Source organism: Lentilactobacillus sp. SPB1-3 (assembly GCF_026913205.2).
GTDB lineage: Bacteria > Bacillota > Bacilli > Lactobacillales > Lactobacillaceae > Lentilactobacillus > Lentilactobacillus terminaliae.
This window is the reverse complement of the sequence record NZ_CP168151.1, coordinates 310,456-334,272: the sequence shown is the minus strand read 5'-3', so window position 1 is coordinate 334,272 and position 23,817 is coordinate 310,456. Positions and strand designations below refer to the sequence as shown.

Here is a 23,817-nt window from a genome sequence, read left to right as displayed (position 1 = left end):
CCCCCTTATCTATTGTAGAACTTGTAAATATTGCGCCATGCGGTCCATAGCTAATTGAAGTTTTTCATCTGACGCTACGTACGATAACCGAATATAACCTTCTCCACCGGGGCCAAAAGCGGCGCCTGGAGTGACACCAACACCAGCTTGTTCAGCCAATTCTGTGGCAAATAAAACTGAATTTGGATTAGCAGTCGCCGGTATCTTCACGAATATATAAAATGCACCTTGTGGATTAACCACTTCAAATCCCATCTCGCTTAATCTTCCAGAAACATATCTTAATCGACGTTCATAAGTTTGTTTCATTTCACTCGGATCAGCTAATCCATTCGTTAAGGCTTCGGCGGCTGCATACTGTGCTGGGTTAGATGGTGATGTGACTACAAAAGCGTGGGTTTTAGTCGCCTGCTTAACGATTTGTTCAGGTGCGGCAATGTAGCCGATTCGATAACCCGTCATTGCGTGTGACTTTGACAGCCCGTTAATCACGATCGTCTGACCAGGAATCATTGAAGCAATTGAAGTATGCTCAACACCATAAGTTAATTCATTGTAGATTTCATCCGCAATTACATACATTGGATGTTGTGAAATGATATCAGCTAATGCTTGAAGCTGATTTCTTGAATACTCAACTCCAGTTGGGTTCGTTGGATAATTCAAAATGATAGCCTTAACTTGGTCACCGTTTTCGTCTAAGGCTGCCTGTAATTTTTCCGGTGTTAACACAAAATCATCGTCTGATGTGTCGATAGTGATAATCTCGGCACCAGCTAGACTAATAATTGGAAAATACAATGCAAATGCTGGTGTCGGTACAATTACCTTATCACCAGGATTTAAAACTGTCGTTAGTGCAGTATAGATGGCTTCAGTAGCACCAATCGTAGTAATCACTTCTGTTTCTGGATCATATGTAATGCTCGTTACTTTTTTAAGATACTGACTGATTGCATTTCGAAGCTCCACAATGCCTTTTTGAGCAGAGTAGTGGGACTCATTTTCCTGAATACTTTTAACTGCAGCATTCTTAACGTGTTCAGGAACATCAAAATCTGGTTCACCAATAGTTAATTTAACTATTCCAGGAATTGCTGAAATCTTTTGATCAAATTCCCGAATTCCGGATGGCGCTACTGCAGCCACTCTTCGGTTCACAACATTGCTTAATTTCTCATCTAATACTGGCATTTTATTACCCCGCATTTACAATATATTTTCTAATCCAATCATCAACGATGTTTCCTTAATTACTGCTGGTATGGCTATTTTCACACCACTCATGAATGAAGAACGGTCGAACGAATCCTGTCTAATAGTAAGTGCCTCTCCAGAACCCCCAAATAAAACTTGTTCGTGTGCAACGTAGCCTGGGAGTCTGACCGAATGTACTGGAACCCCTTCAACATCCCCGCCTCGTGCACCATCAATTGTTGCTTCGGTTTTTGAAGCACTGGGATTTTGCTCTCTAGCTTCGGCAATCATTTTAGCGGTGCTGATTGCTGTTCCTGATGGAGCATCCAACTTATCTTCATGGTGCATTTCAATAACTTCAGCGTCAGGAAAGTATTTTGCCGCTTCTTGAGCAAATTTCATCAATAAAACTGCAGATAAGCCGAAGTTAGGTGCGATTAATCCACCGACATGTTTTTCTGCCGCCAATTGAGTCAATTCGGTCAAGTGAGCATCGGACATTCCTGAAGTGCCGACTACTGGATGAATTCCGTGTTCAATCGCAAACTTAACGTTTTCAAATGCTGAATTTGGCAGAGTAAAATCGACCCACACATCCGCATCAGTCTCGACTTTATTAAGTTGATCAAACACCTGCACATCATCTGCTAAATGATATTCACTTTTATCAATTTCTTGAGCGTGTGGGCCTAAACCAGCAACTAGTTGAAAATCATCCGTTTGTTTGATCATTTCAACAGTCTTTTGACCCATTGACCCCATAAATCCAGCAACTATTACCTTAATCATTAAATTACTCCTTATTTCTAATTGATCAGTGCCGTTTCAGCCATGGCTAAATGACGAGCTAATACCTGCTTCTCCTCATCATTTAATGGCAAAATTGGTAAGCGACATCCACCGACTCCATAACCTGTCGCATTTAAAACTGCTTTGACTGGTGATGGTGAAGGATACATAAATAATGCCTGCATCTTTGGTGCCAACTGACGCATGATATTTCCAGCAGCGACAAAATCACCGTTCTCAAGGTCATCATACATTTCTCGCATTTCATTACCGTAGATGTGACTAGCAACTGAGATCACACCATTGGCACCAATTACTTTTGCCGATAGTGCTTGAACATCTTCACCGGTATAAACATTAAAGTTTCGCGTGTTTTCAACCAAGTACTCTAAATCTTCAATTGAAGTACATTGCTTAACACCTGCAATATTAGGATTATCAGCTAATGTGACGACCGTATCCACTGACATCTCGACACCGGTTCGGCCAGGGATGTTGTAGATAATAATTGGCACATCGGATTCTTCAGCAACTGCTTCAAAATGAGCCATCATACCTCGTTGGTTTGGTTTGTTGTAGTAAGGAACCACTACCAATGCGTAATCAATGCCCGCAATCTCACTAACTTCATGAGTGAAGTCAATAGTTTCTTGAGTACTATTGCTACCTGTTCCGGCAATAATAATTGCCCGACCGTTAACGATTTGAGTGAATCTAGTGTAGAGTCTGATCTTTTCATCATGACTCAAAGTTGGAGTTTCACCAGTTGTTCCACCAATAACAAACCCCTTACTTCCGGTGTGTATCAAATGGTTAGTTAATCTCTCTAGTGCTTCATAATCGATTGAGCCATCTCTTCCAAAAGGCGTTACGATTGCGGTCATAATATCTGCATCTATCATATTTAATTACCTACTTTCTAATTTGTCATTCGGTATTCTAAAAAGCTGTTGATTGAACTAATTCCCTTACTAATTGCGGCTTCATCCGGTTTAAACGTTGCGGAATGCAGTTGTGAATCATCATTCACTCCTAACCAAAACATTGTTCCAGGAAATTTTGCTAGTAAGTAGCCAAAGTCTTCTCCGGTCATCGCTGGTTCTGTTTCAATGAACTGAGTTCCGTCATCTTGAGTGAAAAAATCAATTAATCTTTTAGTCAATTCCGGATTGTTTTCTACCGGAAGATAACCGCCCTGATTAAACTGGATATCAACATCACAGTCATAACTGCTAGCTATACCTGCAGCTACCTGCTTAAGTCTTTCAATAATTCGTTCGATCATAACCTGAGTTAATCCGCGAATCGTCCCTTCTAGTCGAGCGCTTCCCGAAATTACATTTCTGATTGTTCCAGCTTGCATCAATCCGAAAGTGATGACTCCGCTCTCAATTGGATTAATACTTCGAGAAATAATAGTCTGCACTTGATTAATGAATTGAGATGCCGCTACTACCATATCGTTAGCATCTTGAGGAAAGGCAGCGTGACCACTTTTTCCTCGAAAATCAACATTCACTTCGGTGGTGCCAGCAAATAAAGTTCCCATTCGACATCCAATCGAACCAGCTGGTAAGTCCGGATTGTCATGCAATCCATAAAACTCATCAGGTCGCCATTTACCTTCAAATAATCCTTGTTCAAAGGCAACTTTGCCACCGTTTTGACTTTCTTCAGCCGGTTGAAAGAAGAAAACTAAATTGTCTTTTGGACGGTGTTCCAGAAAGTGGTTCAAAACTCCTAACGCCACCGTCATATGTACATCATGGCCACAGGCGTGCATTACGTGGGGATGCTGTGAAGCGTATGCAAGTCCTGTCTGTTCATCAACAGGTAACGCATCGATGTCCGTTCGATACCCAATCGTTCGAAGCGGATCACTGCCATTGACCCTGACTAAAATAGCTGTGGGTAAAGTGGCTATTTGATCTCTAATTTCAGCATATTCGAGATTCATCTGACTAATTACTTCTATTAAATAGTCGCGAGTTTGCACCTCGTGCATCGCTAACTCTGGAATCTGATGAAGATGCCTTCTAATTTGAATTAGTTCATCATTTGTTAACTGACTCATTTGATCACAGCTTTCTTAAATCATCTTCAAGACTCGTTTTGCTAACTGTTTTGTCATCAACATCTTTAATTTTTCTTGCTGGCACACCAGCAACCATTGTATGTGGTGCGACATCTGAAGTAACGATAGATCCGGCCGCTACAACAGCTCCTTCACCAACGTGAACGCCTTCGATAACGACGGCATTTGCACCAATCAAGACATTGTCATCAACTTGAACTGGCTTAGCAGATGCTGGTTCGATAACTCCGGCCAACACAGCACCGGCTCCAATATGAGAATGTTTACCAACAATTGCTCGGCCACCTAATACCACGCCCATATCAATCATGGAGTCTGCACCGATTTCGGCGCCAATATTGATAATGGCACCCATCATGATAACTGCATTATCTCCGATCGTTACTTTATCGCGGATGATTGCCCCCGGTTCGATGCGAGCATTAATTTGTTTCAAATCAAGTAGTGGGACTGCAGAATTGCGGGCATCATTTTCAATTACATAATCTTCAATTACCGAAGCATTTTCTTTAAGAAATGGTTCAACGTCCTGCCAGTTACCAAATAAAATTCCTGTATGAGCATCCAAAAATGTCTTAATCGCATTTGTGTTAGTTAAATTAGACATATTTCCTTTGATAAAAACCTTTACCGGCGTTTGTTTATCAGCATTACCGATGTATTCAATGATTTCTTGTGCACTCATTTCTTCCATAATATATAAAGCTCCTTATTCAATACTTAGGTCATGACTAATTAAGTCATCATATGTCTCACGGCGAATTACTAATTTTGCCTCTCCATCTTCACAAAAGACGACGGCTAGTCTCGGATTACGATTATAATTTGAAGCCATCGAATATCCGTAAGCTCCAGTTGCTAACATCGCTAACACATCGCCGGGCTTAGTCGCTGGTAGTGCTTGCTCTTTAATCAAGATGTCGCCTGATTCACAATATTTACCTGCGATCCGAACTGTCTCACTGATTGGTGAGGTTGGATTACTTGCTAAAACCGCTTCATAGTCAGCCTGATAAAGTGCTGGTCTAATATTGTCCCCCATCCCACCGTCAACGGTGACATATGAACGAATTCCAGGAACGTCTTTTCTTGAACCAACAGTGTAGAGATTGTAACCAGCCGGCCCAACGATCGATCTGCCAGGTTCAATCCAAATTGCTGGAGTGGCGATACCTTTTTCACTCGTTTCAGATTTGACTGTCTTAACAATCGCATCAACGAATTCTTCTGGGGCAATTGGGTCATCTTCTTGTGTGTAACGAATTCCAAATCCACCACCAACATTCAATACCTTAGCTTGATAGCCAATTCTTTCATTCCATTCTGCCAACGTATCGATTAATTTATTAGCAGCCATCTCAAAACCGTTCACTTCAAAGATTTGTGAACCGATGTGAGCGTGGATACCCAGCATGTTCATCGAATCAATTGTTAACACCTTTTCCAATGCTTCAAAGGCCTGTCCGCTTTGGATATCAAAGCCAAACTTACTGTCTACTTGACCAGTTTGATCATATTCATGAGTATGAGCCGAAACGCCCGGCGTCACTCTCAACATGACATTGATATGTTGGTGCTGTTGTTGCAAAACCTCTTGCAACAGTTCGATCTCATGAAAATTATCTAAGATTATCACGCCAACTTGTTGCTCAACTGCCATCGTTAATTCTGCAAAAGATTTGTTATTACCGTGAAAACTAACATGGTCCATTGGGAATCCTGCCTTAATAGCGGTATAAAGTTCACCCCCTGAGACAACATCGATATGCCCGCCCTCTTGATTGACTAACTGAAACATTGCGATGGAGGCAAATGCTTTGCTGGCATAACTTACTGCGTAATCCACGTGATTTTGTTCAAATACAGATTGAAAATGACGAATCTGATTACGAATTGCTGAAACATCATAAGCTACTAAAGGTGTGCCAAATTGATGGGCTAATTCTAACGAATCGACACCACCAATTTCTAAATGACCCTGATTATTAATTTGAAATGCTTGCGTTTGTTCTGCCATGATTAACCTCCAAATGTGTATTTTTATGGCTTCAGGGTACAAAAAAAGATCTTTTTGTTTACGCTACAAAACAAAAAGACCTAAGAAATTATGCATTCTTTTATCATTATGTTGATAGCGCCCCGTAGCCGACGTATCTGCTACGACAGTCCATAGTCTATTAGACTATGACCCAGCCTACTAAGTCCCACTTGACTTAGAGCTTCGGCAACCGCCCCTTTCACTAGCTTCGTAGCTAAAGTAGTAGCTCCACTAATTACTGTTGTTGGTTGCAACCTCTATACTTTTTAAATTATTAAAATTCTATAATAAAACTCATAATTCGTCAACCATGAATTTTTATTAATTCCTGAAAATTTTCTTTTATCTACTTAATAGGCCAAATACAGCAGCATTCTTTGATATATTTGAGTTGATAATTAAATTAGAAATGCTAGAATTCTCCTTAATAATTTCAAATATTTATCTTAAATATTCAAAAAGGAGAATAAAGCCATATGAAAGTCGTTAAGTTTGGGGGCAGTTCGCTGGCAGATGCAGCTCATGTCCGAAAAGTTATTGATATCATTTCCAGTGACGAAAATCGTCAAATTGTAGTTACCTCTGCACCTGGTAAGAGATTCTCGGATGATATCAAAGTAACTGATTTATTAATTACATATGCCAAAAAAGTAATGGTTAAAGCACCTTACACAGATATTCAGAACCAAATTTTTAATCGGTACTTAGCCATCGGAAACGAGTTTAGTGTCCCTGAATCTGTATTAACAAAAATCAGAGCTAAGATCACTGGGCTGCCAAACAAATCTTATCCCAATAATGACTATTTAATGGCGGCTTTCAAAGCCCATGGTGAACGATTGAATGCTGAATTATTCGCCGCTTGCTTAACTCAAAGTGGCATCCCTGCCAAATTCATCGATCCTAGTGAAGCAGGCATAATTCTGACAGATGATCCTAACTGTGCTTCCGTAGATGAATCCACCTACCAAAATCTAGGTAAGATCAACGTCGGCAATGAACGGTTAGTATTTCCTGGTTTCTTTGGCTTTACTAAACATGGTGATATTGTGACTTTTGCCCGCGGTGGTTCAGATATCACTGGCTCTATTTTGGCCAGAGGATTACATGCAGACCTGTATGAAAACTTTACGGATGTTGATGCGATTTTTGCTGCCAACCCACATGTCATTAAAAATCCCGCCCCCATTAGCAAGATGACTTTCAGAGAGATGCGAGAATTATCATATGCCGGCTTTTCAGTATTTAATGACGAAGCCATTATTCCAGCCATTCAAGGCCAAGTTCCCATCAACGTAAAAAACACCAATAATCCAGAAGCCGACGGGACTTTGATTGTTCCTGAAGATGAACTGGAAGTGAAATTGCCAGTCACTGGAATTACGGCGTCAAATCGTTTTGCAGCCTTGTATCTTCACCGTTACTTGCTTAATAAAGAAGCAGGTTTCACCAGAAAAATATTAAATATTCTGTTCAAATATAACGTGTCGTATGAACACATGCCTTCCGGAATTGATGATTTAACAATCATTTTTGACAACAGCCAACTTGATAACCAGACCATAAAAAAAATGTGTGCGGATATTCGTGACGAAGTTTCTCCTGATGTTATGGAATGGATCGATGACTACGCAATTATCATGGTCGTTGGCGAAGGAATGCGAGCCAGAATTGGTACGATTGACAACATCATCAGACCTTTAGCGGAGAATAATATCGCTGTCCATATGATCAACCAAGGAGCGTCACGAATCTCAATCATGATTGGTGTTCGCGAACATGATGCAAACGAAGCAATCAAAGAAATTTACAATAATTTTTTTCTGACCAAATCGGAGGTGCTCCAATGACTCAATTACAAAAAGTACATGGCTCAATGAATACGTTTTTCTTATTGGACCAGACTGAATTAAACCAGCCATTAAGACAAACTGAATTAATTGATTTTGCACGCCACATTACCGATGATCAGCAAGGATTATTAGGCGGTGCTGATGGATTACTTGTGGTTGACCGAAGCAATCACGAAGAATGCCTCGGAAGTATGCAAGTTATCAATACTGACGGAAGTATTGCATCAATGTGTGGTAACGGTTTGCGAACTGTCAGTCGATACTTATCCGAAAAGTTCGGCCAGACTAAATTTAAAGTTGAGACTCAAGACGCTGATCTACATGTCAGCCAAGAAAACAATTTTGCCGATGGCGTTCCAACTTTTAGTGTGGAAATTTCTCCGGTCTCATTCAACAGAGAATCATTACCTTTTAGTAATCTAAATACCGATACTTTGATTGATCAAACCGTGCCGGAATTTGACGATACTCTAAAATTCACTGCCATTGCAGTGCCAAATCCACACTTAATCAGTTTCGTTTCTGAAGATGTCATGGATTCTGATTCGCTAAGCAAGATTGGCTCGGAGTTGAATTCTGAAAATCAATATTTTTATGACGGAGTCAACGTCAGTTATGCTAGGATTATTGATCACAATTCGTTGTTCGTTAGAACATTTGAACGGGGTGTTGGGTTCACAAATGCCTGTGGAACTGGAATGTCCGCAACTAGTTTGGCATTCTGTTTGAATCACCCAGATATGGCGAACTTTGAACAAGAAATCACGGTTACAAATCCTGGTGGGATGGTCAAAACCCGTGTTCATCAACTTTCGGATAGTAATTACTCTATCGATTTGATAGGCAATGCGACAGTAACGCACACCGTTACAATTGACGAAAATGACCTTCACAATAATCAATTAACTAGCGCTCAACCAGCAGAAACTGGTGAACAGTCAGCCTATGAGGCTTTTGTTGCCACCATCTAAACTATTATTGAATAATAAAAACTGCTATTCCTCATAAAATGGGGAGTAGCAGTTTTTTTAGTTACCATATTCTTGATCAAAAACCTCTTTGATCAACTGATGCGCAAGTACTTTAGCAATCAATTCAATCAACTGATCCTGCATATATGTGGCAGCATCAAAATCCACCTCATGATGATTAATGCTGGTAATTTTCATACCCTCTGTTTCAATAGCAACGTTATATCGGGCATAAACATCCACGACGGCTGCTAATTTTGATTCATTAATAATCGTTAACACGTCCTATTCATCTTTGATAACTAATTGGTAATGGAAAATGTCGAAGCATTTCAAAACAATTAAAAAATATGTTTAGTATTACCTCTCTACAGTATAATGAATATTGACTAATTTTTGGGAGGATAATATGAACAGCATTCAAATCGGCATTCGAACGTTAATTGAATTCATCTTAAAGCGTGGCGACCTAGTGCCGACCAGTTCCAGTGATAATTCAATGGCTGCCGGTAGCCGAATCCACCGAAAAATCCAAAAGTCCCGACCAGTGACTTATGAATCAGAGGTCTCTCTCAAAACTGATTTCGAATACTTAGGCACTAACTTTGAGGTTTCTGGTAGAGCGGATGGAATCAACCGATTATCTAATGAAGTTCTCATCGAGGAAATTAAAACATCCGACGTTATATTCTCTGAACTAAACGATAACACTTTAGACCTTTACTGGGCACAAGCCAAAGTCTATGGCTATATTTTAATGACTTCAGAAAATTTAAAACATGTGACGCTTCAACTTACTTATGTCCAAACTCCAGATGAAAAAATTACTGCTAGTAAAATCGATTATAGTATCGCTGAAGCCACAGAATTTTTCAATAATCTAATTACTGAATATAAAAAATGGCTTAAATTACGGCATGATCTAGACAAGAGCCGGATTGCTTCGGCTAAATCTTTACAATTTCCATTTCCAGACTATCGACCCGGCCAATACGATATTTCAAAAGTAGTTTATAAAACCATTGTAAATAAAAAACATTTATTTCTTGAGGCCCCAACTGGTACCGGAAAAACCATCTCAACTCTTTTCCCGGCTATCAAATCCATGGGTGAAAAGTTAATCAACCGCATTTTTTACTTAACTGCTAAACAAAGTACCCGCAAAGTGTGTGAAGAAGCAATTGATTTATTAACCAGTAAAGGTTTGACGGTCAAAAGTATCACACTGACTGCCCGTGACCAAATTATTTTTCCAGAAGAACAAGACATTCCGGCCGACCAGAACCCTTATATGATTGGTTATTATGATCGTATTAAACCAGCAATCTTGGATATCATTAATAATGAAGATCAAATTACTAAACACGTTATTCAAAAATATGCTAACAAACACCAAGTTGATCCATTTGAATTTTCTCTAGACGTCAGCTTATTTTGCGACGTGATCATCTGCGATTACAACTATCTGTTCGATCCCCAAGTCCACTTGCAAAGATTCTTCTCGGTGCCAGATGACACCAACTGTTTCTTGGTCGACGAAGCTCATAATCTAGTATCACGAGCGCGAGAAATGTATTCTGCAACATTAAGTATGAGTCCGATTGCTCAAATAATTGAGCACTTAAAGAGCGATGCAGAAGCCAACGATAATCTCATCAAAAAATTTCAGTCTTTAAAGCGGGCATTCATGCGTTACAGCAAGGAATCACGCGAACAAAATCAGGATAATTATTCTCAGGTCGAACCCTTGATCAACTTTAATAGCAAAGTCAGTAAGTTAATCGACACGATTCATGACTGGCTAGCCAAACAACAACCAAGCGATACCGTTGATGAAGTAGTCGCCTACTATTTAAGTTGTCGTACATACAATCTAATATCGCAGTACTACGACGATACCTATCGGACCAGAATTATCTTGGTTGACGATGACGTACTATTCCGACAGTTTTGTATTGATCCCGCTCAACAAATCGCCGAAAGTCTTAGTCTCGGTCGCGCAGCCATCCTATTTTCCGCGACCTTAAGTCCTTTAACATATTATCGCCGGGTTTTAGGTGATGAATCTGATAGCATTCAATACGCAGCCGGATCATCATTTCCACGAGAGAATTTTAATTTAATTATTCATAATGGTATCAATACGACTTACAATCAACGATTAAATAACATCCCTAACATTTGCGAAGGACTAAGTGCCATGATTGCTGGCAAACCTGGCCATTATATGGCTTTTTTCCCTTCAATGACATTTATGAATCAAGTCGCCGAAGCCTTCATAGCCGCTAATCCCGACGTAACTGTAAAGATTCAAAGTTCAAACATGGATCACGATCAGCGAACTGCTTTTCTAGATCACTTTCGGACAGTGGACCATCAAACCACGTTGGGATTCGCTGTCCTTGGCGGAATCTTTTCAGAAGGTATCGACTTAAAGCATGAGCAATTAATCGGCGTCGCCATTATCGGTGTTGGCCTACCAATGATCAACGAAGAATCAGATTTGGTCAAAGAATACTATGATAGTGACCATCATCGCGGATTTATGTATGCTTATCAACTGCCCGGATTTAATAACGTCACGCAAGCTGCTGGTCGCTTGATTCGTACTCAAACTGATGAAGGTATCATTGTCTTAATGGATCAACGATTTAGTCAGAACCGGTACCGGCAAATTTTTCCTAACCACTGGTCACAACCTAAAATAGTGAATGATACTGATCAGCTGAAAAACACGATTCAAAATTTCTGGGCTAATAAATGATATACAGTGTCCTTTTGATTGTATAATATAAATATTCACACTGGTTTAACCGTGAATTATTAAGGGGGAGTTTTATGAGAATTGGAATGTACGAAGGTAAACCAGTCCTAATCACTGTGCATAATGACCAGCTCTGGGGAACGAACCTGGAAACTTATAAAGATCTTGATGAAATACTTGCAAATTGGGTAGATTTTCAAGAAACATTTTTAGTAAATCTCACTGATGCAGATGTGCTAAACAATGATAATGCTCGGTTATTAGCACCTGAAAAACTGGAACAACCGATTAAAAATTCTCGCCAGTTACCGGCAATTGGTTTTAATTATCGTGATCATCTCAAAGAAATGGACACAAGTCTACCAAAGCAGCCGAATGTTTTTAATAAATTTGTCAGTTCATTAGCTGGTCCAAACAATCAGATTACGATAAATAGTGATACTGTTGATTGGGAATCAGAGCTAGTCGTGGTTATCGGTAGCGGTGGACGAAACATTCCCCGTGAAAACGTCGAAGATGCCATTGCTGGCTTCATGGTTGGCCAAGATTTATCTGATCGCGAACTACAAAAGATAAATGGTGCTAACACCCAGTTCACACTTGCTAAGTCTGGGGAAAATTATTCACCAGTCGGACCATATATTACGACAATTGGTTCGATCAGCGACTTAGAGTCGCAACGAATCACAACGAAAGTTAACGATAGGGTCATGCAAGATGCACCGATTGGGCAAATGATTTTTGACTTTCAAACATTAGTTTCTTATATATCTTCAACAATCGAATTGTATCCTGGAGATCTAATCTTCACTGGTACCCCAAGTGGAACTGGTGTTGGTAGAGATCCACAGATATTCCTACATCCTGGTGATGTTGTTGAAAGTAGTATTGAAACCTTAGGTTCGATTACCACGAAGGTAAATTAAAAGCATTCCGATAAGTTTAATTACGCTTATCAGAATGCTTTTTTGTTTAATGATTACTCGGGACGAACACAAACCCCTTCTGGTACTTGGAAGTCCTTTTGAATCATCGTTAATTTACCAGTATCAGCATCGCGAGAATACAGAGTGGCGTTATCAGTATTTTGGTTAACTAAGATTAAGAATGATTGGTCTTGATTTAAGTTGAAATCACGAGGAAAATCACCTTCAGAACTGATCAACTGAATTAATTTAGCATCATTTTCACTAACTTCAAACACTGCCAAAGAATTGTGGCCACGGTTTGAAACATAGACGTATTTGTCATCATCAGAAATTCTGATTGCGGCAGCTCCGTTATGAGCGGTCCAGTCATCAGGGATGGTCTTCACGATTTTACTAATTGTAAATTCACCGGCATCACGATTATAATGCAACACAGCTAGCTTGCTGCTAAGCTCACCCACTAAGTATGCAGTATCAGTATCGTGGGCAAAGACAATATGGCGAGGACCAAATCCAGGTTCAAGTGCTAACTCACTAACTTTTGACAAGGTTCCTTGGCCATCAACATCATATACAAACACACGATCTAATCCTAGATCACAAACTACGACCCGATTATCTGGAGTCAAGTCCATAAAATGAGGATGTGGTCCATCAGCCTGTTCTTCCTTTGGACCAACTTGACCAGTATGGGTAACACGATCAGCTAATTTAAGTAATCCATCAGGTTGAATTGCATAAGTGCTAATCTCTGCCGTATGATAATTGGCGGTATATACTAAATTGCGATTCTCATCAACGGTAATGTAAGCTGGATTAGTATCTTGATCGATCACTTGGTCGATTGGACTAAGTGGTAACGACATGCTAGCAGCATCAAAAATTTGAACACCACCACCATTAGATTCTTTATCAACCATATACAACTTACCATTCTTAGCTGGGGCAACATAAGTTGGATTACCAGCTGGTCCCACAAATTGTAAGTTTTCAATTTGCTTATCCGTTGTATTTAAATCTAATTGATAAACTCCCTTGCTTGTTTTGTGCGTATATGTTCCAATGTAAAATTGTTCAATCATTAGTCATGGCCTCCTAAATTGTCTACGCTTTCATTATGCCATAACAAGCACTGCATATAAAATTTTATATTGAAAATGAAGGTAAAAATATGTCAAAATTCGAAAAATATCATCCCGTCTTAACTGCTAATTACACTCTCGATTGGTTAACTCAAACTCCTGTCAAACAGATATTTGATTTATATCAGGGAGCCACCTTTGAAACTAGTCTGACAGTACAACGCCCTAAAGCAATAATTGACACGGTTAAAAACGTTAATCAAACCATGCAAAAAGTCATGAGCGAGCAAGAATTGACTTGGGGCATTACGGACTCTAATTCCGGAGATTTTCTAGGTATCATTAAAGCTTTTCATTTGAAAGAACCCAATGAAGGTGCTCAGATTTCTTTCATTACCAAAATTCATCAGCCTGAAACCTTGCTTCTTCAAGTTGTCCAGCGAACAGTAAAGTTCATTATCGATCATTTTGATTCTACACGGGTTAAAATAAATCTTGCTAAAGATAATCAACAGGTTGTCAAAACAATTGAGACATTAGGATTTGTTTCACTCGGCAATGGTGATTATTCATTAGAATTAACTCCTGAATTACGTGCTAATTTCGAACTAAATATGTAACTAATTGCAGTTTTTAAAAAAATATTTTAGAATGATTATTAGATAATATAAATAATTTTTAGGAGGTGGTTAATTGACAAGCAAAACTTTGGGGGCAGCACTAAGTAGTTTAAAACAATCTGGTGTCAGAATTACCCCCCAACGAGAATTCATCTTAGATTATCTAATCAAGGTGGATACCCACCCTACTGTTGAGATGATTCACGATGGGATCGATACTAAACTACCAAACCTCAGCGTAGCAACCATCTATAACACCTTAAAATTATTGGTAGACAAGGGTTTAGTAATTGAATTACCTAATGATGATGGCGGTGTTCGATACGACTTTTTTGGCACGCCTCACTACCACGCTATTTGTGAAAATTGTGGAAAAATTGTCGATGTTTATTCTAACCAGTATGCAGATATCGTTAAAAAAGTCAGTGCAGAAACAACTGAAAAGACAGGTTTTAAGGTCACAGGAACACAACTAGAAGTTACTGGATTATGTACAGATTGTCAGCAAAAACTGCAAGCTGCTTCTGAAAGTAATCTTTAATCTAATAAAGAAATAATCGTATGACTTTGTCATTATTTGATAATGTTTGTCAACAACTCTTAATATGATTGACAACTAGCTTAGCTAAGCCCATAACAACGCCCTTCCGCGCGTTTTATGGGCTTTCGTTATTCTTGCTAGTAGTCACTGAATCATATATAGTATTGGCTGTTAAAACGAATTATAAATTATAAAAAAATACAACTTAAAAACATCACAATTCATAGTGAACAAGGAGCGTTCAAACTTGAAAAAGAATATTATAAAAACCATTTGTACACTATCATTTGCGGCCTTAGGATTAATTGCAACCGGCGCGCAATCAGCCCACGCTCAAAGCGTTAACAGTTATATTGCTAATAACAACATTGGGCACGCAAAGATTACCTCAGCCATTTGGGGTGGATTTCCAAAAAATAACTATCGCCACAGTGGTAAGCCTGAAGGTGTTGTGGTTCATGAAACCGCCAACCCTAGTTCAACAATTTATAACGAAATCGCTTATATGAAACGTAATTATAATTCCGCTTTCGTTCATTCATTTGTTGACTCAAGTCGAATTATCAACATTGCTAACACCAATTACTTAGCTTGGGGAGCAGGTCCTGTTGCCAATGCTCGCTTCGTGCAGTTTGAACAAGTTCGTGTGCACAGCAAGTCAGCATTTGCCAAGGAGATGGCTAACTCTGCCTATTACACTGCTTACCTATTACACCAGTACGGTTTAAAACCAAACGATGCTGCTTACGATGGCAAAGGAACTGTTTGGTCACATGACGCTGTTTCTCGCTACCTTGGTGGTACTGATCATACTGATCCTAAGGCATACTTTGCTTCAGCAGGTAAGACTTATTTTGGTGCTTCATACACTTTTGCTCAATTCTATCAATTAGTAAAAACTAACTATAACAATTTGACCGATGATGCTCATACAGCAGCCACCAATTATGACAAGGTCAGCTACAAATCCGTTAACGACACTTCTTCACTTGGAAAGGACTACAAATCATATCGCCTTTACAATCATGTGAAAAACTCTAGAGCTAACGTGAAGAGTTATTCTTGGTCATCTGTTAAACCAAAAGTTGGTAAAAAAGTATATATCGATAATATTGGTCGTAAAGATTCAGGCAAGTATTCTTGGTACCGTATCCGCTTCTCAAAGAGCAGTAATGCTAAGAAATACTGGGTTTATGAAAAAGCCCTTGATGTAACTCCAAGTGAAGATGACAATGATATTACTGACGAAGTAACGGTACCAAACCAATCATCTGCCAAAGTCGCTTCAAGTTCAAACGATGATAATGCTGACACTAACGTTAGTTCAACTAGCGCAACATCTAATAATTAATCAGTTGACAGGCATATAAAAATTGCCTATTATTACTTTACTGAAAGACCAAGTTATTACTTTACTGAAAGACCAAGTAGCGCAATCCAGAGAGGAATTCATTTGCTGTAAGAATTCTCAAGTCGCGAATCCTACCTTTCTTCTAATAATTTAATAAAATACTTTAAAAGTGTGAAGCTCTGCTTTGAATGAGAATGGTACCGCCCGATGGGTGTCTCAATTTCAAAGTGGAGCTTTTTTTAAGAAATCGGGTGATTGTGTGTCAACTAACAGAGAAATTAATGCGCAAAGAATTGTGGTCAAAATCGGTACTAGCAGTTTGATTCATACTAATGGAACGGTTAATCTACAGACGTTTGATCAATTAGCGTATGTATTAAGTGAATTAAATAATCAAGGAAAAGAATTGATTCTAGTGTCTTCTGGGGCCATTGGTGTGGGTCTGAATAAGCTTAATCTAAAACAAAGACCGACTGAAATCGGTGCTCAACAAGCGCTAGCAGCTATTGGCCAATCTGAATTAATGACGCTGTTTACACAACGTTTTAATCACTATCTGACTAACATCGCCCAAATTTTGTTAACTCATGATGTCTTTGATTTCCCTAAAAGTGATGAATCAGTTATGGACACATTCAATTGCTTGTTAAAAGACAACATCATCCCCATCGTCAACGAAAACGATACTGTGGCTACCGATGAATTAGATCATCGCACCACTTTCGGTGATAACGATCAGTTATCTGCCATCGTAGCCAGCCACGTTGACGCGGACCTTTTAATTGTCTTATCTGACGTGGACGGTTTCTATGATGATAATCCCAATCAAAATCCTAATGCTCATTTAATCAGCGAACTAAGTGTCATCAATGACAATACCTTTACTATTGCCGGTGGAACTGGTAGTCGCTTTGGCACTGGTGGAATGAAAACCAAGCTAGCCGCTGCTAAACGAATGATCAGTGAAAATCGGCAAATGATTCTTGCAAATGGTAACGATCCTAGAATTATTTTTGATATTTTGGAAGGTCAACCAATTGGCACACTATTCACGAGTAACGGTAAATTAACTCAGGGGGTATAACTATGGATGATTTAAATCAAATCGGTGCTAACGCTAAAAGAGCTGCCTTTCAGTTAGCTAACTTAGACACCACAACTAAAAATTCTGTCCTCAATCAATTTTCAGAGGCCTTAATTCAAAATATTGATACAATCGTGGCTGCTAACCAAGTCGACCTTCAAAATGCGACTGATTTGCCAGAAAAATTCGTCGACCGCTTAACACTCAACAGCGACCGTATTCACGACATGGCAGAAGGATTACGCCAAGTTGCCAGCTTAGCTGATCCAATCGGCAATGTTGAGACTGGATTCACTAACAGCGCTGGCTTAATGATCGAACAACGCCGTGTTCCAATTGGTGTCATTGCCATGATTTTTGAGGCTCGCCCAAATGTCAGTGTCGACGCTTCTGCTTTGACGTTTAAAAGCGGTAATGCTGTAATTCTCCGTGGTGGTAAAGAAGCAATCAATTCAAATACTACCCTCGTGGAAATTTTGCAGGCCGTCTTACGTGAAAATAATTTAGACGAACATGCGATTCAAATTCTCCATGATACCAGTCATGAAACAGCTACTGCTCTAATGCACCTGAATGAGTTTGTTGATGTATTGATTCCTCGAGGTGGAGCTGGCTTAATTAAAACCGTGGTACAAAATTCCACGGTACCGGTTATTGAAACCGGTGCAGGTAACTGTCATGTTTATGTTGATAAAACTGCTGACGCAAAAATGGCCACTGACATCACTGTTAATGCCAAAGTTCAACGTCCAAGCGTCTGTAATTCTGCTGAAAAGTTGCTCATCAATGCTGATGTCGCTGAAGAATTATTACCTGAAATTGCTAGTGCATTAATAGCTAACGGAGTTGAACTACGCGGAGACGAGCGCAGTCGACAAATTGTCAAAAATATCATTCCCGCCACTGATGAAGACTGGTCAACCGAATATAACGATTTGATCATGGCAGTAAAGGTTGTCGATTCACTGGATGAAGCCATTAACCATATTAATAAGTACAGTACTGGACACTCAGAAGCAATCATCACGAATGATTATGCTCACGCAAAGAAATTTCAACAATTAATTGATTCTGCATGTGTGTACGTTAATGCTTCCACTAGATTTACTGATGGTTTTGAATTCGGTTTTGGTGCTGAGATTGGTATCAGTACTCAAAAGCTCCACGCTCGTGGACCAATGGGCTTAAATGAAATCACAACCACTAAGTATGTTATTTCTGGCAATGGCCAGATTCGCCAATAATAATGGGAAATAAAATATGGGAAGATTGAATTATCACTTCAATCTTCCCATTTTTTATTTACTGATAGTTTCAGTTTGTTTACGTTTAAATGCCATGATCCAAGTAGTAATTGGAATCGTCAAAACCACACCGATCAATGACAGCACAATCGCAATTAATTCATTGGCAAATACTTTATCGTTCATAATCGTACCAAAACTATAGCCCAATCCATTTAACCAGATAAATAGAGCTAATGAACTACCAAAAAAGCCAAAGAACAATGTGTTTACTGCGGTTCCAATGATTTCCTTACCGATTTCAATACCATCTTCAAACAATCTGGCGCTAGTAATTTCTGTATGAACCGTTAATATTTCATCCAGTCCTGAAGCAATTGCGATAGCAGCTTCCGCAATCGCACCTAAGGAAGTTAATATTGCCGTGCAGATAGCAATTTTAGTGAAGTTGATACCTATCAGAACCGATAAACCTTCCAATTCTTCGCTATCTTCTAGTCCAAAACCACCAACCTTAGCCCAATATTCAATCGGCACGATTGATACCACTAAGATTGCAAGAATGATCAAAGCACCCACAAAAGCTGCATTGGAGGCATTGTCACTGGCGTTACTCCAATAAATCGTGATTGCCAAAACAACAATACTGGCAACTAAAGTCACAATAATTGGTGGAAACTGAAAGGCAATTAGCACAATCGTAAAAAACATAATACCAAAGTTAACTACCAAGCTTAAAAAGGCACCGATTCCCATACTGCCTCCGACAAACAACATCAGTCCCAATAAAATTATAAATAATAATGTAATTGTTCCCATTAGCGTTCACCTGCTTTTAACCACATACTTGATAAGAAACTGGCAAATATAACTGTCAGAACGATTCCAATTGCACTGACCAAACTAGATAGCATCCCAAGTGACATATTCATCGAAAACGAATAACTCCATGAATTGCCGTTTCTTAAATAGACGAGGGTCATTGGCAACGTTTCAGCCATGAATACAAAAAATAGCACATTAATCAAGGGACCCATAATTGAACGGCCAATTTGCCGGCCAGAGTTAAAAATCTGCCGTTTTGATAAAGTTGGCTGTTCGTTTTTTAAAGTGGCTAACGCTGCAACGATATCCACTGACTCATCCATAACCGCACCTAAAACACCTATCAAGACCTCGGCAACAAATAACGGTCTTGGAAGCTGAGTCACATACTGCATCGACTCATAATAGACTCCTCGTTCTTGAGTGATGCCAAACACAGCCATTAATAAAACTAGGGTGACTACAGTGGCACTAATTACTGCCGCCAAGGACACCCACATTCGCTGGTTCCAACCTACGACTAGCAACAAAGTTAGGGTACAGAAAATCACTGCCAGTACACTAAAAATCCAAATAACATTGGCACCATTATTACCACTATTTAATCGAATCGCTAAAATAAATAAAATCGTGTTGATAACGATACTTGAAACCACGGTGGTCCCCTGCTTTTTTAGGAATACAAACAGCAGACAAACCGCTAACGTGATCAAAAACGCAATCGTCGTATCTCGCTTAATATCTTTAACATTGGCTTGTAACTTTTTGTGATTATGAATCGTGAGAAACACTTTTTGTCCAGGGTGTAATTTTTGATCCATTGCCCCAGAGTCAGAATATTCATTGCCAATTGTGAGTTTCTGTCCCGCATGTTGGCCATTAGTAATCGTGCCTGTGACCTTTTGCTGATGCTCATAATCCCGATTTTGAAATTCGTCAGTGACTTTATTACTGCCATAATTTTTGACTGACGTCACCTTCATAATCGGTGTGGAATAAAACTGATCATTATGATCAACAAGCACCACAACCCCAATACATACAATGATAATAGCCAAAATCTGTGACCACTTTACCGACTTTATTAACTGCATATCACGTCTTCTTTTCCGGTTTAGTTTACTCGTATTGTATCATCGTCAACGTGATTTTTTTGATTTGGCCAGGACTATTAATAAAATCTCAACGTAATAATGAGCAATAAAAAAAGCCCGCAAATGAAATTTCGCCGGACTTTAATAATAAATTATTCAATTACTAACACTCTTGTCGTTGAGTGCCGAACTACATATTCAGTCGTTGAACCCAATAGAGCTCTAGAAATACCATTGACCCCAGACTTACCAACAACGGTCAATTCTGTATTGTATCGTTCAGGTAATTCCTTGGAGATGGCTTGCTTAGGAACTCCAATTACAAAGTGAGTATCTGCTTTGACTCCTTCATCATCAGCAAGTTGCTTAGCCTTTGATAAGATTTCTTCTGCACGTTTTTGGAAGGATTCCATGACGTCTTGTCCTAGCGTAACTCCATATTGAACATATCTTTGATCAGTGGCCACAGAAACTATTTCTAGCGTCGATCCCAGTTTCTTAGCTAATGTCACGGCCTCACGCAATGCCGCATTGGCATTCTCACTACCATCAAGTGGAACTAAAATTTTATCATACATACAAATCCCTCCAAACTATTATTTACCATTTATTTTATCATTACTACCTCAACGTCGATAACAAAAAGATTACCCTTTTAATCATTATCTATGTGGTTTAAAAATTCTTTATTCTGCTTAAATTCTCGCAGGCGTTCAGTTAATCTTCCATCATACCCGGAACAGAGATACTTCGACTCAGCACTATCAGGAACGATTTCAGGAACTTCATCAATTCGTTCAGTAATCACTAAACTACAAAATGCTGTGAAAGCTACTTGTTGCGCGCCGGTCTTTTTATCCTGAGTGACGAATTTAGTAAAGACCTCAACAGCCTTAGGACTGGCCCCAGTCACATATGAAACACATTTGTAAATGCTTTGCTCACTAATTGGTTTTATAAAGTGAACTCGGTCATACGAAGCTGTCACGAATGAAACACCAGGCAAATATTTCACCACTGAAATTCCGGCATTCGCATCTAGGATCGATAATGTTCGGCCACCAAATTGCATGTTGTTATTATTGAGATTTCCAGGAAATACGTATCCCTCGCAAACTGCCTTAGTGTCTTCACAATGAACTTGTTTCATTATTTCGCCCCCAAAATAATTCTTTTACACTTTTATCATACCTGACATTTTATCAAAATGAGTGTTAAAAGCTTTGCTATCAGTTTTTAATGCACTATACTAGTTTCTAACGTTATATTTAGGAGGAATCAAAATGGTGAATACCCCAAAAGAAGTAATTGACGAGTCCTTATTCAAGGATGATCTCTATCAAGCCGTTAATGGTAACTGGTTAAAGGATGCCACGATTCCTGATGACCACGCATCAACTGGTGGTTTTATGGATTTAAATGACAATATTGAAAAGAATTTGATGAACGATTTTGATAATCTTCCAAAAGATTTATCATCTTTCAATGAACCATTTCAAGAATTTGCCAAACTATATCAATTAGCTCAAAACTTCGATCAACGTGACACAGATGGCGCTGATCCTATCAAATCATTTCTTAATAAAATCGAAAATCTAAAAGATTTCTCGGAATTAAACAGCCAAATAAAAGAATGGAATCTCAGTGGCCTACCACTCCCATTCAATTACTCCGTTGATGCTGACATGAAAAACACACAAATCAACGCCTTGTATGCTGGCACACCTGGCCTGTTCTTACCTGACAGAACCTATTACGAAAACAACAACCCCGCTTACGATCAATTAATGCCAATCTTCACCAATATGGTGACTTCATTATTAGTGCTAGCAGATTATAGTGGTAGTGAAGCAGACGAAATTATTGAATCTGCTAAGAAGTTCGATGCTGCAATCGCACCCAATGTGAAATCAGCGGAAGAATCTGCGGATTATACTAAGATGTATAATCCAATGGACTTCACCGAGTTTGCTAAATACAGCTCAAGCATTGATTTAACAAAATTTGCTAATGACTTATTTGGCAAAGCTCCAGAACAAATCATTGTTACTGATCCTAAATACTTTGAAGCCATTAATAACATCGTTAATCCTGATACCTTCAGTGACTTGAAGAACTGGATGTTAGTGAAATTCTTAATTTCAACTACTGGTTATCTTTCAGAAGAATTCCGTCAGACTGGTTCAACTTATAGTCGGGCACTTTCTGGAAGAAAAGCCGCTTCATCACAAAAGAAATCCGCATTCTACCTTGCGTCAGGTGTCTTTGGTCAAACTGTCGGTGACTACTATGCTCACAAGTACTTTGGCCCCAAAGCTAAGGCCGATGTTGAACAAATGGTTCGCAATATGATCAAAGTATATCAACAACGATTAGAGAATAACGATTGGTTAGGTAAAGCTACTCGCGAAAAAGCAGTGCTCAAACTTAGCAAGCTCGAGTTACATGTTGGTTATCCCGAGAAAATCGATCCTATTGAATACAAGTACCAAGTTACGCCTCATGGCGAAGGCGGAACATTATTCGCAAACGTAAATCAATTCATTAGAATCACTAAAGAATATCGTTACGCTGAATTAGGTAAACCAGTTGATAGAACTCGTTGGGATATGAGTGCCAATACTGTGAATGCTTACTACGATCCATCAAAAAACATGATTGTATTTCCAGCAGCTATCTTACAAGCACCTTTCTACAGCTTAGAACAATCTGCTAGTGCCAACTACGGTGGTATTGGTGCTGTTATTGCTCACGAAATCTCTCATGCATTTGATAATAATGGCTCACAATTTGATGAATTCGGTAACTTAAACAACTGGTGGACTGATGAAGATCGAAAATCATTTGATAAGTTAGCAGATAAAATGATTGCTGAATTTGATGGTATTCCATTTGCTGGCGGTAAGGTAAACGGTAAGTTGACCGTTTCTGAAAACATTGCTGATGCCGGTGGCTTGAGTTGTGCCAATGAAGCGGCCAAAAACGAAGGAGACTATGACTTAAAGGACTTCTTTATTAATTGGGCACGGGTTTGGCGCATGAAAGCTACTAAAGAATACATGCAACTACTATTAAACATCGATGTTCACGCTCCGCATGAATTACGAGCAAACGTTCAAGTTAAGAATCTTGATGATTTTTATACCACTTTTAACGTTTCAAGCAACGACAAAATGTATTTGCCAGAAGATAAACGGGTAAAAATTTGGTAGTTCAATCAACTAAAAACAGGTTATTAATTACATTGCATTTGCGTGTAACTAGTAACCTGTTTTTAGTTTCTTAGATTTCTTTATCGTTAGTTAAGGATTGGTTAATTAACTTGTTTTATTCTCATTTT

22 protein-coding genes and 1 riboswitch are annotated in these 23,817 nt (G+C 39.0%); of the genes, 10 read left to right on the top strand and 12 right to left on the bottom strand.

The window, feature by feature from the left end:
• Positions 1 to 9 precede the first annotated feature (9 nt).
• The 6 genes from O0236_RS01585 to lysA are packed head-to-tail and all read right to left on the bottom strand — an operon-like array spanning position 10 to position 6,098.
• Positions 10 to 1,194 carry an aminotransferase class I/II-fold pyridoxal phosphate-dependent enzyme gene (locus tag O0236_RS01585; RefSeq protein ID WP_268912430.1) on the bottom strand — a complete coding sequence of 395 codons (1,185 nt, stop codon included), beginning with the start codon at positions 1,192 to 1,194 and terminating at the stop codon, positions 10 to 12.
• 15 nt (positions 1,195 to 1,209) lie between these two features.
• Positions 1,210 to 1,986 carry a 4-hydroxy-tetrahydrodipicolinate reductase gene (dapB, locus tag O0236_RS01580; protein WP_268912429.1) on the bottom strand — a complete coding sequence of 259 codons (777 nt, stop codon included), beginning with the start codon at positions 1,984 to 1,986 and terminating at the stop codon, positions 1,210 to 1,212.
• 17 nt (positions 1,987 to 2,003) lie between these two features.
• Positions 2,004 to 2,888 carry a 4-hydroxy-tetrahydrodipicolinate synthase gene (gene dapA, locus O0236_RS01575; protein WP_268912428.1) on the bottom strand — a complete coding sequence of 295 codons (885 nt, stop codon included), beginning with the start codon at positions 2,886 to 2,888 and terminating at the stop codon, positions 2,004 to 2,006.
• 17 nt (positions 2,889 to 2,905) lie between these two features.
• The gene (locus O0236_RS01570) at positions 2,906 to 4,060 is read right to left on the bottom strand and encodes an N-acetyldiaminopimelate deacetylase (protein ID WP_268912427.1); all 1,155 of its coding nucleotides are present in this window, start codon (positions 4,058 to 4,060) and stop codon (positions 2,906 to 2,908) included.
• Between the two features lie 4 nt (positions 4,061 to 4,064).
• Positions 4,065 to 4,775 carry a 2,3,4,5-tetrahydropyridine-2,6-dicarboxylate N-acetyltransferase gene (gene dapD / locus O0236_RS01565; RefSeq protein WP_268912426.1) on the bottom strand — a complete coding sequence of 237 codons (711 nt, stop codon included), beginning with the start codon at positions 4,773 to 4,775 and terminating at the stop codon, positions 4,065 to 4,067.
• Positions 4,776 to 4,790: 15 nt separating this feature from the next.
• Positions 4,791 to 6,098 carry a diaminopimelate decarboxylase gene (gene lysA / locus O0236_RS01560; RefSeq protein WP_268912425.1) on the bottom strand — a complete coding sequence of 436 codons (1,308 nt, stop codon included), beginning with the start codon at positions 6,096 to 6,098 and terminating at the stop codon, positions 4,791 to 4,793.
• Between the two features lie 107 nt (positions 6,099 to 6,205).
• A riboswitch (Lysine riboswitch) is annotated at positions 6,206 to 6,387 on the bottom strand.
• A 208-nt stretch (positions 6,388 to 6,595) separates the two neighbouring features.
• Between lysA and O0236_RS01555 the strand changes: the two genes are divergently transcribed.
• Both O0236_RS01555 and dapF read left to right on the top strand, forming a co-directional pair.
• Positions 6,596 to 7,969 (top strand): aspartate kinase, encoded by a 1,374-nt coding sequence (locus O0236_RS01555; protein WP_268912424.1) that lies wholly within the window; start codon positions 6,596 to 6,598, stop codon positions 7,967 to 7,969.
• Positions 7,966 to 8,943, top strand: a complete 978-nt coding sequence (dapF, locus tag O0236_RS01550; RefSeq protein ID WP_268912423.1) for a diaminopimelate epimerase — start codon at positions 7,966 to 7,968, stop codon at positions 8,941 to 8,943. The genes O0236_RS01555 and dapF overlap by 4 nt, the downstream gene beginning before the upstream one ends.
• Before the next feature lie 57 nt (positions 8,944 to 9,000).
• Here the strand turns inward: dapF and O0236_RS01545 are convergent, their stop codons facing one another.
• Positions 9,001 to 9,225 carry a hypothetical protein gene (locus O0236_RS01545; RefSeq protein WP_329608895.1) on the bottom strand — a complete coding sequence of 75 codons (225 nt, stop codon included), beginning with the start codon at positions 9,223 to 9,225 and terminating at the stop codon, positions 9,001 to 9,003.
• Positions 9,226 to 9,352: 127 nt separating this feature from the next.
• On the opposite strand from O0236_RS01545, the gene O0236_RS01540 reads away from it, so the two are divergent.
• Together O0236_RS01540 and O0236_RS01535 are read left to right on the top strand one after the other, a co-directional pair.
• Positions 9,353 to 11,707: an ATP-dependent DNA helicase gene (locus O0236_RS01540; RefSeq protein WP_268912422.1), complete on the top strand. Its 2,355-nt coding sequence runs from the start codon at positions 9,353 to 9,355 to the stop codon at positions 11,705 to 11,707.
• Between the two features lie 74 nt (positions 11,708 to 11,781).
• Positions 11,782 to 12,633, top strand: a complete 852-nt coding sequence (locus O0236_RS01535; RefSeq protein WP_268912421.1) for a fumarylacetoacetate hydrolase family protein — start codon at positions 11,782 to 11,784, stop codon at positions 12,631 to 12,633.
• A 53-nt stretch (positions 12,634 to 12,686) separates the two neighbouring features.
• On the opposite strand, the gene O0236_RS01530 is transcribed toward O0236_RS01535, so the two are convergent.
• Positions 12,687 to 13,718, bottom strand: a complete 1,032-nt coding sequence (locus O0236_RS01530; protein WP_268912420.1) for a lactonase family protein — start codon at positions 13,716 to 13,718, stop codon at positions 12,687 to 12,689.
• Positions 13,719 to 13,807: 89 nt separating this feature from the next.
• Between O0236_RS01530 and O0236_RS01525 the strand changes: the two genes are divergently transcribed.
• The 5 genes from O0236_RS01525 (at position 13,808) to O0236_RS01505 (ending at position 18,558) form a co-directional block, all read left to right on the top strand.
• On the top strand, positions 13,808 to 14,338 hold the full coding sequence (locus O0236_RS01525) for a GNAT family N-acetyltransferase (protein WP_268912419.1): 531 nt from the start codon (positions 13,808 to 13,810) through the stop codon (positions 14,336 to 14,338).
• Between the two features lie 73 nt (positions 14,339 to 14,411).
• Positions 14,412 to 14,879 carry a Fur family transcriptional regulator gene (locus O0236_RS01520; protein WP_268912418.1) on the top strand — a complete coding sequence of 156 codons (468 nt, stop codon included), beginning with the start codon at positions 14,412 to 14,414 and terminating at the stop codon, positions 14,877 to 14,879.
• Positions 14,880 to 15,126: 247 nt separating this feature from the next.
• Positions 15,127 to 16,230: an N-acetylmuramoyl-L-alanine amidase family protein gene (locus tag O0236_RS01515; protein ID WP_268912417.1), complete on the top strand. Its 1,104-nt coding sequence runs from the start codon at positions 15,127 to 15,129 to the stop codon at positions 16,228 to 16,230.
• A gap of 259 nt (positions 16,231 to 16,489) precedes the next feature.
• Complete coding sequence (gene proB, locus O0236_RS01510; RefSeq protein ID WP_268912416.1) at positions 16,490 to 17,314, top strand: glutamate 5-kinase; 825 nt, start codon at positions 16,490 to 16,492, stop codon at positions 17,312 to 17,314.
• Positions 17,315 to 17,316: 2 nt separating this feature from the next.
• Entirely contained in the window at positions 17,317 to 18,558 is a 1,242-nt protein-coding gene (locus O0236_RS01505) for a glutamate-5-semialdehyde dehydrogenase (protein ID WP_268912415.1), read from the top strand.
• Positions 18,559 to 18,612: 54 nt separating this feature from the next.
• On the opposite strand, the gene O0236_RS01500 is transcribed toward O0236_RS01505, so the two are convergent.
• The 4 genes from O0236_RS01500 to O0236_RS01485 form a co-directional block, all read right to left on the bottom strand.
• Positions 18,613 to 19,377 carry a YibE/F family protein gene (locus O0236_RS01500; RefSeq protein ID WP_268912414.1) on the bottom strand — a complete coding sequence of 255 codons (765 nt, stop codon included), beginning with the start codon at positions 19,375 to 19,377 and terminating at the stop codon, positions 18,613 to 18,615.
• On the bottom strand, positions 19,377 to 20,477 hold the full coding sequence (locus tag O0236_RS01495) for a YibE/F family protein (RefSeq protein ID WP_268912412.1): 1,101 nt from the start codon (positions 20,475 to 20,477) through the stop codon (positions 19,377 to 19,379). Before O0236_RS01495 ends, O0236_RS01500 begins: the two co-directional genes overlap by 1 nt.
• 152 nt (positions 20,478 to 20,629) lie before the next feature.
• Positions 20,630 to 21,055 (bottom strand): universal stress protein, encoded by a 426-nt coding sequence (locus tag O0236_RS01490; RefSeq protein ID WP_268912411.1) that lies wholly within the window; start codon positions 21,053 to 21,055, stop codon positions 20,630 to 20,632.
• 77 nt (positions 21,056 to 21,132) lie between these two features.
• A complete protein-coding gene (locus O0236_RS01485) occupies positions 21,133 to 21,627 on the bottom strand; it encodes an acyl-CoA thioester hydrolase (RefSeq protein ID WP_268912410.1) in 495 nt (164 codons plus the stop codon).
• A 133-nt stretch (positions 21,628 to 21,760) separates the two neighbouring features.
• On the opposite strand from O0236_RS01485, the gene O0236_RS01480 reads away from it, so the two are divergent.
• Complete coding sequence (locus tag O0236_RS01480) at positions 21,761 to 23,689, top strand: M13 family metallopeptidase (RefSeq protein WP_268912409.1); 1,929 nt, start codon at positions 21,761 to 21,763, stop codon at positions 23,687 to 23,689.
• Positions 23,690 to 23,817 lie beyond the last annotated feature (128 nt).